Annotated in this window: 10 protein-coding genes and 1 pseudogene; 8 read left to right on the top strand and 3 right to left on the bottom strand. The window is 70.1% G+C overall.

The genetic code is table 11. The annotated features are described in order from the left end of the window. Window positions 1-148: 148 nt before the first annotated feature. The 3 genes from RB628_RS25770 to RB628_RS25760 all read left to right on the top strand — a co-directional run bounded on the left by RB628_RS25770 (window position 149) and on the right by RB628_RS25760 (window position 3,205). Entirely contained in the window at window positions 149-1,174 is a 1,026-nt protein-coding gene (locus tag RB628_RS25770; RefSeq protein WP_318322889.1) for a FecCD family ABC transporter permease, read from the top strand. Between the two features lie 2 nt (window positions 1,175-1,176). Then, complete coding sequence (locus RB628_RS25765) at window positions 1,177-2,277, top strand: FecCD family ABC transporter permease (RefSeq protein ID WP_318322888.1); 1,101 nt, start codon at window positions 1,177-1,179, stop codon at window positions 2,275-2,277. 73 nt (window positions 2,278-2,350) lie between these two features. After that, on the top strand, window positions 2,351-3,205 hold the full coding sequence (locus RB628_RS25760; RefSeq protein WP_318322901.1) for an ABC transporter ATP-binding protein: 855 nt from the start codon (window positions 2,351-2,353) through the stop codon (window positions 3,203-3,205). A gap of 420 nt (window positions 3,206-3,625) precedes the next feature. On the opposite strand, the pseudogene RB628_RS25755 reads toward RB628_RS25760, so the two are convergent. Together RB628_RS25755 and RB628_RS25750 are read right to left on the bottom strand one after the other, a co-directional pair. Further along, a pseudogene (locus RB628_RS25755) lies at window positions 3,626-4,169 on the bottom strand (GNAT family N-acetyltransferase). Window positions 4,170-4,240: 71 nt separating this feature from the next. Continuing rightward, window positions 4,241-5,188 (bottom strand): methionyl-tRNA formyltransferase, encoded by a 948-nt coding sequence (locus RB628_RS25750; RefSeq protein ID WP_318322887.1) that lies wholly within the window; start codon window positions 5,186-5,188, stop codon window positions 4,241-4,243. A gap of 85 nt (window positions 5,189-5,273) precedes the next feature. Between RB628_RS25750 and RB628_RS25745 the strand changes: the two genes are divergently transcribed. From RB628_RS25745 to RB628_RS25730, 4 genes are all read left to right on the top strand, one after another. Then, the gene (locus tag RB628_RS25745) at window positions 5,274-6,626 is read left to right on the top strand and encodes a lysine N(6)-hydroxylase/L-ornithine N(5)-oxygenase family protein (RefSeq protein ID WP_318322886.1); all 1,353 of its coding nucleotides are present in this window, start codon (window positions 5,274-5,276) and stop codon (window positions 6,624-6,626) included. A 98-nt stretch (window positions 6,627-6,724) separates the two neighbouring features. Beyond that, window positions 6,725-8,422, top strand: a complete 1,698-nt coding sequence (locus RB628_RS25740) for an ABC transporter ATP-binding protein (RefSeq protein ID WP_318322885.1) — start codon at window positions 6,725-6,727, stop codon at window positions 8,420-8,422. After that, a complete protein-coding gene (locus RB628_RS25735; RefSeq protein ID WP_318322884.1) occupies window positions 8,419-10,251 on the top strand; it encodes an ABC transporter ATP-binding protein in 1,833 nt (610 codons plus the stop codon). The genes RB628_RS25740 and RB628_RS25735 overlap by 4 nt, the downstream gene beginning before the upstream one ends. Beyond that, on the top strand, window positions 10,251-11,315 hold the full coding sequence (locus tag RB628_RS25730) for an iron-siderophore ABC transporter substrate-binding protein (protein ID WP_318322883.1): 1,065 nt from the start codon (window positions 10,251-10,253) through the stop codon (window positions 11,313-11,315). The genes RB628_RS25735 and RB628_RS25730 overlap by 1 nt, the downstream gene beginning before the upstream one ends. A gap of 87 nt (window positions 11,316-11,402) precedes the next feature. Here the strand turns inward: RB628_RS25730 and RB628_RS25725 are convergent, their stop codons facing one another. Next, window positions 11,403-12,890 (bottom strand): family 43 glycosylhydrolase, encoded by a 1,488-nt coding sequence (locus RB628_RS25725; RefSeq protein WP_318322882.1) that lies wholly within the window; start codon window positions 12,888-12,890, stop codon window positions 11,403-11,405. A gap of 284 nt (window positions 12,891-13,174) precedes the next feature. Between RB628_RS25725 and RB628_RS25720 the strand changes: the two genes are divergently transcribed. Next, on the top strand, window positions 13,175-14,852 hold a 1,678-nt coding region (locus RB628_RS25720), incomplete at its 3' end, for an immunoglobulin-like domain-containing protein (protein ID WP_318322881.1).

Genomic DNA, 14,852 nt, shown 5'->3' with positions numbered 1-14,852 from the left:
GTGTACGGACCGGCTCAGCCGGAGGACCGCAGGCCATACTAAGGTAAGCATTACCTAACCAAAAGACCCCAGTCTCGGCGAACCCGCTTCTCACCACTACTATTAAGGCCTGCCTAACCTAAGGGAGTTACCCGTTGGAGACCGCACGGTGACGCGGGGCAGAAGGGTTCGCCCTCTTCTTCTTGTGGCGGTGCTGGGCGCCGCCCTGCTCGGACTGTGCCTTCTGTCCCTCGCTCTCGGCGCGGCCGGCATTCCGCCCGATCAGGTGGTGCGGGCGCTGTTCGGTGACGCGCCCAGCCGGTTCGTGGACAACGTCATCTGGTCGGCACGGGTACCTCGTACGGCACTCGGGCTGACGGCCGGGGCGGCGCTCGGCCTGTCGGGCGCGCTCATGCAGGCGCTGACCCGCAATCCGCTCGCGGACCCGGGAATCCTCGGGGTGAGCGCCGGTGCCTCGTTCGCGATCGTGGTGGCCGTCGGAGTGCTCGGAATCGGGTCGTTCTACGGATACGTGTGGTTCGCGTTCGCGGGCGCGATGGCAGCCAGCATCCTCGTGTACCTGCTGGGCAGGCTCGGCCGCTCCGGGCTCACACCGGTCAAGCTGGCACTCTCCGGTATCGCCGTGACCTCTCTGCTGTCCTCCCTGACCAGCGCGATCGTGCTGACCGACGCCGACGCGCTCAACCGCTACCGCTTCTGGTCCGCCGGTTCGATGGCCGACCAGGACGGTGACACCGTCCTGCGGATCCTGCCCTTCCTCGCCGTGGGCGCGCTGCTGGCCCTCGCCTCCGCGCCCGCCCTCAACAGCATGGCCCTGGGCGACGACGTCGCGGCCTCTCTCGGCCGCCGGCCGGGTCTGGTCCGGCTCCAGGGCGTCACCGCCGTCACGCTGTTGACCGGGGCCGCTGTCGCGGTCATCGGCCCGGTCGTCTTCATCGGGCTCGTGGTGCCCCATGTCGCCCGCGTGCTGGCCCAGATGGCGGGGATCGGCCCCGACCAGCGGTGGCTGCTGCCGCTGTCCGCCGTGCTGGCGCCGAGCCTGCTGCTCGCTGCGGACATCGTCGGGCGCCTGGTGGCCCGGCCCATCGAGGTCCAGGCCGGGGTGATCGTCGCCTTCATCGGCGGGCCCTTCTTCATCGTCCTGGTGCGGCGCCGGAAACTGGCGGAGGTGTGAGCATGACGAACCCCAGGTCCGCGGACCCCTCTGCCACCCCGGCGCCCGCCCTTGCTGCCGTCCGCGCCCGGCGGACCTACCGCCTGGCCGTTCCCCCGGTCTCCGGGGTGATCCGGCCCCGGCTGGTGGCTGTCTCCGCGCTGCTCGCCGTCAGCACCTTCCTCCTCTTCTGCTGGAGCCTGACGAGCGGCGACTACCCGATCGCCTTCACCGACGTCGTACGCGCCCTGGTCCGCTCCGGCGACCCCGGAACCGTGCTCGTGGTCCAGGAACTGCGGTTGCCGCGCGCCCTGGTGGGGCTGCTGGCAGGGATCGCGTTCGGGGTGTCCGGCGGACTGTTCCAGACGATGACCCGCAATCCGCTGGCCAGCCCCGACATGATCGGCCTCACCCAGGGCGCGGGCACGTTCGTGGTCGCGGGCATCGTCCTGGGCTGGGACGGCGGCCTCGGCACCCAGACGCTCGGTCTGCTCGGCGCGCTGACCACGGCCCTCGTCGTGTACACGCTGGCCTGGCGGCGCGGCACCACCGGCTACCGGATCATCCTGGTCGGGATCGGTGTCGCCTGGATCTGTACGAGCGCCACCGACTACCTGGTCGCCAAGGGCGGCCGGTTCCAGGCGCAGGCCGCGCTGGGCTGGCTCGTCGGCAACCTCAACGGCCGTACGTGGTCGCAGGTCGGGCCGCTCGCGATCGCCGTCGCCGTCCTGCTGCCGACGGCACTGCTGCTCGGCCGGCTGCTGCGCACGCTCCAGCTCGGCGACGATGTGGCCATCGGCCTCGGCACCCGCGTACAGCCCGTGCGCCTCGCCGTCCTCCTCTCCGGCGTCGGGCTGATCGCCTTCGCGACCGCCGCCGCCGGACCGGTGGCCTTCGTGGCGCTGGCCGCTCCGCAGATCGCCCTGCGCCTGGCGCGCACCGCCTGGCCGCCCACGCTCGCCTCGGGACTGACCGGGGCGCTGATGGTCCTCGGCAGCGACCTCATCGCCCGTACGCTGATCTCCGGCACGGAACTGCCGGTCGGAATCGTCACCGGCGTGCTCGGCGCGCCCATCCTGCTCTGGCTGCTCGTCCGCGCCAACCGCGCGGGTTCAGGAGGCTGATCCCATGTCGACGGACCCCACGATGCCGGCTGACGCCCTGGCTTCGGCCGAGGCCACGACCCCCGAGGACGCGATGCCGGCCGATCCCCTGCCCAGCACCACGGAGCCCGCCGCCGACCCGGACCTGAGAGCGACGGGGCTTCGGCTGTCGTACGACAAGCGGGTAGTGGTGGACGGCCTCGACCTGGCGGTACCGCCGGGCCGGATCACGGCCATCGTCGGCGCCAACGCCTGTGGAAAGTCAACGCTGTTGCGCGCCCTGGCCCGGCTGCTGGCGCCTCGCGAGGGCGCCGTGCACCTGGACGGCCGGGCCCTCCAGTCAATCCCCACCAGGGAGTTGGCGCAGCGCCTGGGCATCCTGCCCCAAAGCCCGGTGGCGCCGGAGGGGTTGACGGTCATCGACCTTGTCAACCGGGGCCGTTCACCGCACCAGACGTGGTGGCGGCAGTGGTCGAAGGCAGACGAACAGGCCGTGCACGAGGCGCTCGCCGCGACCGACATGACCGACCTCGCGGACCGCCCGGTGGACGAGTTGTCCGGCGGTCAGCGGCAGCGGGCGTGGATCGCGATGGCGGTCGCCCAGGGCACCCCCGTACTCCTCCTGGACGAGCCGACGACGTATCTCGACCTGGCCCACCAGATCGACGTACTGGACCTCATCACGGACCTCAACCGCCGCGAGAACCGCACCGTCGTGATGGTCCTGCACGACCTCAACCAGGCCTGCCGGTACGCCGATCACGTCGTCGCCATGAAGGGCGGCCGGATCGCTGCGGAGGGCCCGCCGGCGGAGGTCATCACGGCGGAGATCATGGAGGACGTCTTCGACCTGACGTGCCGCATCACCCTCGACCCGGTCAGCGACACCCCCATGGTGATCCCCATGGGCCGCCACCATCAGGACGTGCGTGCCAGGACAGGCTCGTGACCCTGGGAATCGAGGGATCTGACGCACGTACCTGGCCGGTTGAGCGACCGACGAGGGTGAGGTGCCGGTGGCGGCGGGCCGGGGCGTGCCGACCCACCGGGACGGGTAGGTTCCCCGCCCCCGCCGCCCCTACCCGTCCCATCCCTGGGGGCTGCCGGCCCCCAGACCCCCGCTTCGGCCTGACGGCCTCGTCCTCAAACGCCGGACGGCTGGGTATTTCAGCCCCTTGGGGGTCCCCCTCTGGGGGAGTTTGAGGAGCGGGGGTTCGGGGGCGGAGCCCCCGAGGACGGGACGGGTAGGGGCGGCAGGGGCGAACACCTTGGCCGGCCTTGGGCTGCTGCGCGTCGACCGCGCCGCCGACGAGGGCGCGTACCAGGAGCCCAACGCCCGGAGGCCGCACCTCTGACACACACTCATCGGCTACGCCCAGGCACCCGCCCGGATCCCGTACACCACGTTCCGCCGCAGCGGTCCCTCCGGGACGGTCAGGTCGTCGAAGTCCCTCTTCGGGTCGTGGGTCATGCCGAGGCGTCGCATCACCGCCTGCGAGCGGAGGCTGGTGGCCGTCGTGATCGCCAGGACCTCTTCGAGGCCGACACCCTTCTCGTCGAAGGCGTGAGCAAGTACCTCCCTGGCATCCTCGGTTGCGTATCCGTGTCCCCACTCGGAGCGGGCCAGCCGCCATCCCGCCTCGACCCCGTCGAACGCCATGTCGCCTCCACCGGGTCCAGCCCGGCGACCCGACGAACTCACCGGTGCCCGTGACCTCCACCGCCCACCAGCCCCAGCCCCGTTCGTCGGGGCCGGTCTGGGAGCGGGCGGCGGAGGCATCGCTCTGTTCACGGGTGAGCACGTTGCCGAGGTGTTCACGGACCTCCGGGGCGGCGTTCATGGCCGCCCCGGGGACGAGGTCGGAATCTCGCCGGGAGCGGAGGACCAGTCGTTCGGTTCGCAGGTCCGGCATGGCGCAATCCTGACGTGATCACGCATCCGCGTCGAACGGAACAGGTCCGCCCTCGGCCCCTGCCACCCGCGTCAGGGTCGCGCCGTCAGATACCCGCCCATCGTCCGGAAGTACTCCGTCGCCGCGATCTCCGAGCCGTCCTCCGCCCGGACCCGCTTCACCAGCAGGCCCCGCAGCCGCCCGTTCCGCGCCTCCGTACCCGCGACGACGACGATCCCGTCGCCCTCTCGGATGAAGATCCGGCCCGGTGTGCCGCCGTAGCAGCCCTCCGACACCGCGGCCTCGACGATCCGTATCCGCTGCCCCTTGTGATGCGTGAAGGCGTTGGGATACGGGTCCGACTGGGCGCGGATCAGGCGTTCCAGGTCCTCGGCCGGCCAGGTCCAGTCGATGCGGCTGTCCTCCAGGGACCGCTTGTGGAAGAAGCTCGCCCGGCCGCGGTCCTGGGGGATCCATTCCGCGCGGCCGGAGTCGATGAGCGCGAGGGACTCGTGAACGACCGGCGTGATCAAGTCCACAGTGCGGTGGAAGAGGTCGGTCACGGTGTCGCGCGCTCCCACCGGCACCGCCCGCTGCAGCAGCACGTCACCGGCATCGAGTTCGGCGTTCATTCGGTGGGCGGTGACTCCGACCTCCCGCTCGCCGTTGATGAGCGCCCAGATCAGCGGGGAGAAGCCCGCGTACGCCGGCAGCAGCGAGTCGTGGATGTTGAGCGTGCCGTGCGCGGGGAGGTCGAAGATCTCGGGGGGCAGGACCGTGCGCCAGTTGTTGGCGACGATCAGGTCCGGATCCAACTCCCGCAATGCATTGCGGAGTTCGAGGTCGTCCGGGCGGTTGCGCAGCAGGACCGGGATGCCGTGCTTCTCGGCGAGGTCGGCCACCGAGTCGTCCCAGATCTTCTCGTATACGTGGTCGCTCTTGGGGTGGGTGACCGCCATGACCACCTCGTGATCGGAGTCCAGCAGGGCCTGGAGCGTGCGGTGCCCCCAGGTCTGGTAGCCGAACATGACGACCCGCATAGTCGATCCTTCCGTAGGACACACCATTGCAAGGTAAGGCTAACCTTATTTAACATCAGTGGCGCCTAGGGGAAGGGAAGTTGCGGTGAACGCACTGCACGACGAACCGGACGCCATCCATGACGTGCTCGGTATCGGCTTCGGCCCGTCAAATCTGGCGCTGGCCATAGCCATCGCGGAGCACAACGCACAAGCCACGCCCGAGGAGCGGATTCGCGCCGAGTTCCTGGAACGCCAGCCGCGGTTCGGCTGGCACCGCGGCATGCTCATCGACGACGCGACCATGCAGGTGTCCTTTCTCAAGGACCTGGTCACCATGCGCAACCCGACCAGCGATTTCAGCTTCCTGTGCTTCCTGCGGGACCGCGGCCGGCTGGTGGACTTCCTCAACGCGAAGACACTCTTCCCGCTGCGGATCGAGTTCCACGAGTACTTCGAGTGGGCGGCGGCCCGGGTCGCGGACCAGGTCGCGTACGACGCCGAAGTCGTGTCCGTGGAGCCCGTGCTGACCGAGAGCGGCGAGGTCCGCTGGTTCGACGTGATCAGCCGCGCGCCCGGCGACCCGGGCCGTTCGGTGGCCCGGCGGGCCCGCAACATCTCGGTGGCCGTCGGTCTCGAACCGCACGTGCCGCCCGGCACCACCCTGTCGGACCGTATCTGGCACAACAGCGAACTGGTCCCCCGCACCCGTGAGTTGACCGCCACGGGCGCCTCGGTGGACCGCATTCTCGTTCTCGGCGCGGGTCAGAGCGGCGCCGAAGCGGTCGACTACCTGCACCGCTCCTTCCCCGGCACCGAGGTCTGCGCGGTCTTCGCCAAGTACGGCTACACGCCCGCCGACGACAGCCCGTTCGCCAACCGGATCTTCGACCCGGAGGCGGTGGACGTCTACTTCCGGTCCCGGCCGGAGGTGAAACAGTCCCTGTACGACTACCACCGCAGCACCAACTACTCGGTGGTCGACATGGACCTGATCGAGACGCTGTACGCCACCATGTACCGCGAGAAGGTCCAGGGCCACGAGCGGCTGCGGATGCGCAACGTCTCCCGCATCCGGGACGTCGAGCAACTGGACGCCCGGCTGGACGTCACCGTCGAGTATCTCCCCACCGGGGAACGGGAGTTGCTCTCCTGCGACGTGCTCGTGCACGCCACCGGCTACCGCCCCCGGGACCTCGACACCATGCTGGGCAGAGCCGCCAAGCTCTGCCTGCGGGACGACAACGACGCCGTACGGGTCGGCCGCGACCACCGGGTCGAGGCCGCACCCGATGTCACCGCCGGCATCTACCTCCAGGGCGCGACCGAGCACACTCACGGCCTCACCTCGACCCTGCTGTCGACGACCGCCGTCCGCTCGGGAGAGATCCTCGACTCCCTGCTCAGCCGTCGCACGACTGACGTGGGCACGAGCGCTGGGCAACCGTCTTCAACTTAGAGTAGCCTCACCTAAGTTTCGGCCTGCCGAGGCGCACGCATTCGCACTTGGGCAGGCCTTACTGGCCCCAACTGTTGTCCGATCCCGGAGGGGTGCGGGTGAGTAGTCCTTCACAGCTGGCGGGGCGGGACGTCCTGCGCCGGTCGGTCAGAGGGCAGCGGCGTGACGTCGCCCTCGGCGCGCTCCTCGGCTCCGGGCATCAACTGGGCGAAGTGATGGTGCCGGTCCTGATCGGTCTCGTCATCGACCGCGCCGTCACGGGCTCCGACATGGGCTCCCTGCTGAGCTGGCTCGCCGTCCTCGCCGTCGTCTACGTCGGTCTCGCGCTCAGCTGGCGCTTCGGCGCCTGGTCCGCGGAACGTTCCGCCGCTGAGGCCGAACACACCCTCCGTATCACCCTCGTACGCCGGGTGCTGGCGCCCGGGGGCGGCGCGGAGGAGGGCCGGCTGCCCGGTGCCCTCGCCAACATCGCCACCGAGGACGCCAGACGCGTCGGCGCCGTCAACACGGCCGCCATGGCCGGGATTTCGGCCCTCGTGGGCATACTCGTCGGTGCGGTCGTCCTGCTGCGCATGTCCGTCACACTCGGCCTGGTCGTGCTGTTCGGCACGCCGGTGCTGCTGTGGCTGGGCCATCTGCTGAGCAAGCCGCTGGAGTCGCGGAGCGAGGCCGAGCAGGAGCGGGCCGCGCACGCCTCGGCCGTCGCCGCGGACCTGGTGGCGGGCCTGCGCATCCTCAAGGGCATCGGCGGCGAGTCCACCGCCCTCGCCCGCTACCGCACGACCAGCCGCGACTCCCTCCAGGCCACCCTGAAGGCCGCCCGCGCGCAGGCCTTCCAGAGCGGCATGGTGCTCGGCCTCACCGGTTGTCTGATCGCCGCCGTCGCCCTGGTCGGCGGCCGGCTCGCCGCCCAGGGGGACATCAGTCTCGGCCAGTTGGTGTCGGCGGTCGGACTCGCCCTCTTCCTCCTCGGCCCGCTGGAGGTGCTCGCGTGGGTCAACGCAGAGCTCGCCCAGGGCCGGGCCTCGGCCACCCGCATCGCGGAGGTACTGGCCGCCCCGCACACGGTCACCCCGGGCGCGGCGGCCCTGGCCCAGCCGGTGCGCGGCGCGGTCCGTCTGACCGGGGTCAGCCTCGGCGGGCTCCGGGGCCTCGACCTCGACATCGCACCGGGTGAGCTGCTGGGCGTGGTCGCGACAGACCCAGCCCACGCGACCGACCTGCTGCGCTGCCTGGCCCGGCAGAACGACCCGGATAAGGGCACCGTCGAGCTGGACGGCGTTTCCCTGCGGGACCTGGACCCGGCCGAACTGCGTACCGCACTGCTGGTCGCCGAGCACGACGCCGACCTCTTCGCGGGCACCGTGCGCACCAACGTCACGGCGGCCGCCCCCGGCACCGCCGACCCCGAACAGGCGATGAGCGCGGCCGGTGTGACCCAGGTCGCCCAGACCCTCCCGGACGGCGAGGACACCGCGGTCAGTGAGCGGGGCCGCTCTCTTTCCGGCGGGCAGCGTCAACGTGTCGCACTGGCAAGGGCGTTGGCGGCCGAGCGGCCCGTCCTGGTGGTCCACGATCCGACGACCGCCGTCGACACGGTGACCGAGGCGGGCATCGCCACCGGCGTCCGGGAGATCCGCAAGGGCCGTACGACGGTGCTGGTGACCACCAGTCCCGCGCTGCTGTCGGTCACCGACCGGGTCGTCCTGCTGGAGGACGGGCGGGTCACCGACACGGCCCCGCACGTGGACCTGATACACCGTCACGAAAGTTACCGAGCGGCGGTGCTGGCATGAGCGATTCCGAACTACCCGGCGGAGCACGGGAGCTGCTTCCCACCGCGACACCCCGGCGCACCCGGGCCGCGGTCCGCGAGCTGGTCCGCCCGCACCGCCGGCTCGCCCTCGGCGCCTTCGCCGTGATGGTCGCGGCGACCGCTGTCGGGCTGCTCGTCCAGCCGCTCCTCGGCCGCATGGTGGACCTGGTCGCCGAGCACCGCCCGCCCGACGACCTCACCCTCCCCGTCGTCCTCCTCATCCTGGTGGCCGTCGCGCAGGGCGGCGCCACCGCACTCGGGCTGTCCCTGGTGTCCCGGCTCGGCGAGACCGTGCTGGCCCGGTTGCGCGAGCGGTTCGTCGAGCGGGCGCTGCAACTGCCCCTTGAGCAGGTGGAGAAGGCGGGGTCCGGCGACCTCAACGCCCGTGTCACCAGGGACGTTTCGGTGGTCGGGGAGGCGGTGCGCAACGCGCTGCCCGAACTGGCCCGCTCCCTGCTCGCCATCGTGCTGACCTTCGCCGCGCTGGCCGTCCTGGACTGGCGCTTCCTGCTGGCCGCGCTGCTCGCGGTGCCCATCCAGGCGGGGACCGCGCGCTGGTACGTGCGCAACGCGGTGCCCCTGTACGCCGAGCAGCGCATCGCCATGGGTGCCCAGCAGCAGCAGTTGCTGGACACCATCGCGGGCGCCGGCACCGTACGGGCGTTCCGGCTGGAGGAGCCGCACACCGAGTCCGTCACCCGGCGCTCGTCCGCCGCGGTCGCGTTGACGATGCGGGGCGTGCGACTGGTGCTGGACTTCTACAACCGGCTGCACCTCGCCGAGTACACCGGTCTCGCCGCCGTCCTGGTCACCGGGTTCCTGCTGGTGCGCGCCGACTCCGTGTCCATCGGTACGGCCACGGCCGCCGCGCTCTACTTCCACAGCCTCTTCGGCCCCGTCAACCAGGCCCTCGCGCTGCTCGACGACGCCCAGTCGGCGACGGCCGCGCTCGCCCGGCTCGTCGGCGTCGCGGACGTACCGGCCCCCGAGACCACTCCCCCGGCGCCCACGGCACAGCACCGGGTGCCCGGCACGGTCACCGTGACCGGCGTCCACCACGAGTACGTGCCGGGGCGTCCCGTCCTGCGGGACGTCCATCTCACGCTGGCCGCCGGGGAGCGGGTCGCGCTGGTCGGGCCGAGCGGCGCGGGCAAGACGACGCTCGCCAAGCTCATCGCGGGGGTGCACGAGCCGACCTCCGGCACGGTTCACCTCACCGGCGTGTCAACGTCCGCCGACAGTCTGCCGGTTGCCCTGGTCACCCAGGAGACGCATGTCTTCGCGGGGCCGCTCGCCGACGATCTGCGTCTCGCGCGCGCGGACGCGACGGACGAGGCGCTGCACACGGCTCTGACCGAAGTGGACGCGCTGGACTGGGTGTCGGCGCTCCCCGAGGGCCTGGCCACCGTCGTCGGCGAGGGCGGCCACCGGCTCACCGCCGCCCAGGTGCAGCAACTGGCGCTGGCCCGGCTGGTACTGGCCGATCCGCCGGTCGCGGTACTCGACGAGGCGACGGCCGAGGCCGGCAGTACCGGCGCGCGGCTGCTGGAGAAGGCAGCCGACCGGGCGATCGAGGACCGCACCGCGCTCGTGGTCGCCCACCGTCTCACCCAGGCCGCCGACGCGGACCGGATCATCGTCATGGACGGCGGCCGGATCGTGGAGAGCGGCACCCATGACGAGCTGTGCGCGGCGGCCGGAACCTACGCCTCCCTGTGGCAGGCCTGGTCCGGCACCCGTACGACAGCCGAGAAGCCCCCCACGCCCCGTCCCAGCACCGACACCCACACCACCGTGAAGGACCACTGATGCTCGGCTCTCCCAGAGGCACTCGGCTCGCCGCGGCGCTCACCTCCGTCCTGCTCCTCTTCACTGCCGCCACCGCCTGCGGCTCCGACGACGACTCCTCCGACACGGCGGGCTCCGAAGCCACCGCGTCCGGCGGCTCCGCCTTCCCGGTGACCCTTTCGCACAAGTACGGCAGCACCACCATCAAGTCCGAGCCCAAGCGGATCGTCACGGTCGGTCTGACCGACCAGGACGCCGTGCTCGCACTGGGCAAGGTGCCGGTCGGTACGACCGAGTGGCTGGGCGGCTACAAGGGCGCCATCGGCCCGTGGGCGGCGGACAAGCTGGGCAGCGCGGCGGCGCCGACCGTCCTCAAGGACACCGGCACGGGCCCGCAGACCGAGAAGATCGCCGCGCTGCGGCCGGATCTGATCCTCGCGGTCTACAGCGGTCTGACGAAGGCGCAGTACGACACGCTGTCGAAGTTCGCCCCGGTGGTGGCCCAGCCGAAGGAGTACAACGACTACGGCGTGCCGTGGCAGAAGCAGACCGAGACCATCGGCAAGGCGCTCGGTCAGGAGGCCAAGGCGAAGGAGCTGGTCACCGAGGTCGAGACCGACTTCAGCACGGCTGCCTCCGAGCACTCCGAGTTCGCCGGTGCCACCGCTGTGATGGCGACCCCGTACGAGGGCATCTTCGTCTACGGCAGCCAGGACTCGCGCTCGCGCGTCCTCACGGACCTCGGCTTCAGGCTGCCCACCGACCTGGACAAGGTCATCGGTGACGAGTTCGGGGCGAACATCAGCAAGGAGCGCACCGATCTCCTGAACACGGACGCGATCGTGTGGATCGTCTCCGATGTCGCCAAGGACGAGGCCACGCTCAACAAGAACGCGCTGTACGCCGACCTGAAGGTGGCCAAGGAGGACCGCGAGGTCTTCGTCAAGGAGAGCGGCGACTACGGCAACTCGGTGTCGTTCGTGTCGGTGCTGAGCCTGCCGTACATGCTGGAGCGGCTGGTCCCGCAGCTGTCGACGGCCGTAGACGGCAGGACGGACACGAAGGTGACCGAGCCGGCGAACTGACGGACAATCAGACGGGTGTGGCCCGACCGGAGTTCCGGCCGGGCCACACCCGTCTCCACCAGCGGCTCACGTGGTGGGCCTAGCGGCTCACGTGGTGGGCCGGATCTGCCACTGCTGGCAGTTGTTGTTCAGCCAGGACCACTGGCGTACGTCGGCGCCGTTCGCCGTGGAGCAGTTGGCGACGTCGGCAACCTTGCCGGTGGACTCGTTCACGATCCGGACGTAGTCGCCGGTGGCCGTGTACACAAGCCTGAACTTCTGGCAGTTGTTGTTCAGCCAGGACCACTGGCGCAGATCGGTGCCGTCGGCCGTGGCGCAGTCCGCGGTGTCCATCACCTTGCCGGTGGCGACGTTGACCAGGCGGCTGGTGTCGTTGGCCTGGTCCTCGATGCGCCACTTCTGGTTGTTGCCGCCGTTGCAGGTCCACTGGAAGATGTTGGTGCCGTCGGCGGTGTTCCCGCCCTCCACGTCAAGGCACTTGCCGCTGTTGCGGTTGACCAGCGTGTACGCGGTCGGGGTCGTCGCGGTCTCGCCGGACGGGCCGGGCAGCGTCGTGCCGAGTGCGACCGGGGTTCCGAAGTTCGGCGTGCCGTCGGCGTTCCAGGTGAACTTCTGGGCGCGGGTGGTACGGCCGTTGCCGCAGCCGCCGTTCGCGGTGTTGTTGGCGTGGTAGACGATCCAGTTCTCGGTGCCGTCCGGCGAGGTGAAGAAGCCGTTGTGGCCGGGCCCGTACACCCCGGCGGCATCGTCGCGCTGGAAGACGGGCGTCTGCTTCTTCGTCCAGGAGGACGCCAGCAGGGGGTCGGTACCGGTGAGTTCGAGCTGTCCCAGCTTGTAGTCGGCCGTCACGCAGTAGCTCGCGGAGAAGGTGAGGAAGGTCCGGCCGCCGTGGTAGAGCGGTTCGGGTCCCTCGTTGACGGGCGCCCCGGAGGTCTCCCAGCTCAGCGTGGGCTGGGAGATGAGGCTGAACGTGGAGCCGCTGATCGTGTAGGGGTTGGTCATCGGCGCGATGACCAGGCTCTGCTTGCTGCCGCCGATGGAGCCGCTGCCGACCAGGTAGAGCTTGTTGTTGTGCTTCAGCACTGTGGCGTCGATGAGCCAGCCGCCCGGGTCGAGGTTGGACCCGGTGAGCTGGTTCTTGAAGGTGTACGGGCCCATCGGGTCGGTGCCGGCGCTCTCCACGACGTAGGTCCGCTGCTGGTCGCAGCAGGCGGCCCCGCTCGGCGCGCCGGAGTAGTACAGATACCAGTGGCCGTCGAAGAAGTGCAGCTCGGGCGCCCAGAAGTTGTTGTTGCGGGTCGAGGTGGTGTCGCTCCAGACCTGCACGCTGGGGGCGGTCGACAGCCCGGCCAGGGTCGGCGACTTGCGCATGGTCAGGACGCCGGTGAAGGACGTGGTGACCAGGTAGTAGTTGCCGTCGTAGTACTCCAGCCAGGGGTCGGCGCCTTTCTGGGACTTCACCGGGTTCGTGTACGGGCGCCCCTCGGCCGCAGCGGCGGGCTGGATGCCCGCGACGGGCACCAGCAGCGCAAGAAGCGCCGCCAGGAGGGTCAACCAGTGACGGGTACGGAACACAGCAGGTCCCTTCTCATGGTCACATCGTTCGAAATCCCGGACTCCGTACGTAACTTCGACCAGAAGATAGGTACGCGAGGTACGCACGTCAACGCTCGTGACGGGTTCGATTCCGATTGGCGTCCCTCGCATGGAAACAAGTTGTCCGACCTGCCGAACGTTGTTCGAAAACCCTTGACGCCTCTGGTCGCGTCGATTGACACTCTCGCAACGCGCGGACACACAGACGAAATCTGATGTCTCCCGCCACCTCCCCCCGTGTCCGAGCAGAGGAAGCCGAAACGATGCAACTCGCGAGATCACGCGGCCACAGCAGACCCTGGTCGGAAAGGCTCGCCGGACTGACCGCCGCATCGCTTCTCCTCGGACTCGCCGGTCCGTTGGCCATGTCGGCCCCCGCCCACGCCGCCGCGGCGGACATCACCGACGGTCTGGCCCTCTGGTACAAGCTCGACGCGGCCTCCGGCACCTCCGTCGCCGACGCCTCGGGCAACGGCCGTACCGGCACGGTGAACGGGACCGCCGGCTGGTCCAACTCCGGTGACGGGCTTGCCTTCAACGGATCCGACACCTACATCAAGGTGCCGGACAACATCATGAGCGGCATGAGCTCGATCACCGTCTCGATGGACGTGAGGATCGACTCCACCCAGTCCAACCCGTACTTCGTCTACGGCTTCGGCAACACCAGCGGCACGGCCGGCAACGGCTACCTGTTCACCACGGGAAACTCCTACCGGACCTCCATCGCCAGCGGCAACTGGTCGACGGAACAGACGACGCGGTCCGCGGGCACGAACCTCCAGCGGGCGGTCTGGAAACAGATCACCTACACCCAGACCGGCAACACGGGCGTGCTCTACGAGGACGGCGTGGAGGTGGGCCGCAACACGGGAATCACCCTCACGCCCGGCTCCATCGGCTCGGGCACCACCACCGCCAACCACATAGGCAAGTCGGTCTATCCCGGCGACAACCTCTTCAAGGGCAACATCCGTGACTTCCGGGTCTACGACCGGGCGCTGGCCGGCACGGAGGTCGAGGAACTCTCCCTCCCCGTCGCCACGCAGGGCGTCGCCGCCGACACGGCGGCCCTGACCCTGGGCGACACCAGCGCGGTGATCGCCGACCTGACCCTGCCGAGCGCGGGCCCCGCGGGCGGCTCCGCCATCACCTGGGCGACCGACAACGCCTCCGTGGTCTCGTCGACCGGCGCCGTCACCCGCCCGGCCGCCGGTCAACCGGACGGCCACGCCACGCTCACGGCGACCCTGAGGAAGGGCCCGGTCAGCGACACCAGGACCTTCGACATCACGGTCCCGGCCACCTTCGACGACGCGACGGCCACCCAGCGGGCCGCCGAGGCGCTGACCGTCCCGGACATCGACGACGTACGAGGCAACATCACGCTGCCTTCAACCGGCCTCTACGACACCGCTGTTGCCTGGTCCTCGGCGAACCCTGACGTCATCGCGACCGACGGTGTGGTCCACCGCCCCGCGCACGGCGACGGCGGCACGACGGTCGAGCTGACCGCGACGATCGCCAAGGGCACGGCCACGGCAACCCGCGTTCTGACGGCGACGGTCCCCGAACTCCCCGCGAAGGAAGCCTTCAAGGGCTACATGTTCAGCTACTTCACCGGCGAGGGCACCTCGGACGGCGAACAGCTCTACGCGGCCCTCAGCAAGGGCAACGACCCGCTGAAATGGCGGGAGTTGAACGACGGCAAGCCCGTCCTGACCTCCACGCTCGGTGAGAAGGGTCTGCGCGACCCGTTCATCATCCGCTCCCCCGAGGGCGACAAGTTCTACCAGATCGCCACCGACCTGCGGATCTACGGCAACGGCGACTGGGACGCCTCCCAGCGCACCGGCAGCAAGTCCATCATGGTGTGGGAGTCCACCGACCTGGTCCACTGGACCGACCAGCGCCTGGTGAAGGTCTCCCCCGACTCGGCCG

It is taken from the genome of Streptomyces sp. ADMS (assembly GCF_033441795.1).
Classification (GTDB): Bacteria; Actinomycetota; Actinomycetes; order Streptomycetales; family Streptomycetaceae; genus Streptomyces.
Note: the sequence above shows the minus strand (reverse complement) of the source record. Positions and strands in the feature narration are given on the sequence as shown.

What these genes read in the sequence shown, in the direction of transcription:
- RB628_RS25765 (WP_318322888.1), top strand. Translation starts at nt 1,177, where the DNA reads ATGACGAACCCCAGGTCCGCGGACCCCTCTGCCACCCCGGCGCCCGCC.
- RB628_RS25760 (WP_318322901.1), top strand. Translation starts at nt 2,351, where the DNA reads ATGCCGGCCGATCCCCTGCCCAGCACCACGGAGCCCGCCGCCGACCCG.
- RB628_RS25750 (WP_318322887.1), bottom strand. Translation starts at nt 5,188, where the DNA reads ATGCGGGTCGTCATGTTCGGCTACCAGACCTGGGGGCACCGCACGCTC.
- RB628_RS25735 (WP_318322884.1), top strand. Translation starts at nt 8,419, where the DNA reads ATGAGCGATTCCGAACTACCCGGCGGAGCACGGGAGCTGCTTCCCACC.
- RB628_RS25730 (WP_318322883.1), top strand. Translation starts at nt 10,251, where the DNA reads ATGCTCGGCTCTCCCAGAGGCACTCGGCTCGCCGCGGCGCTCACCTCC.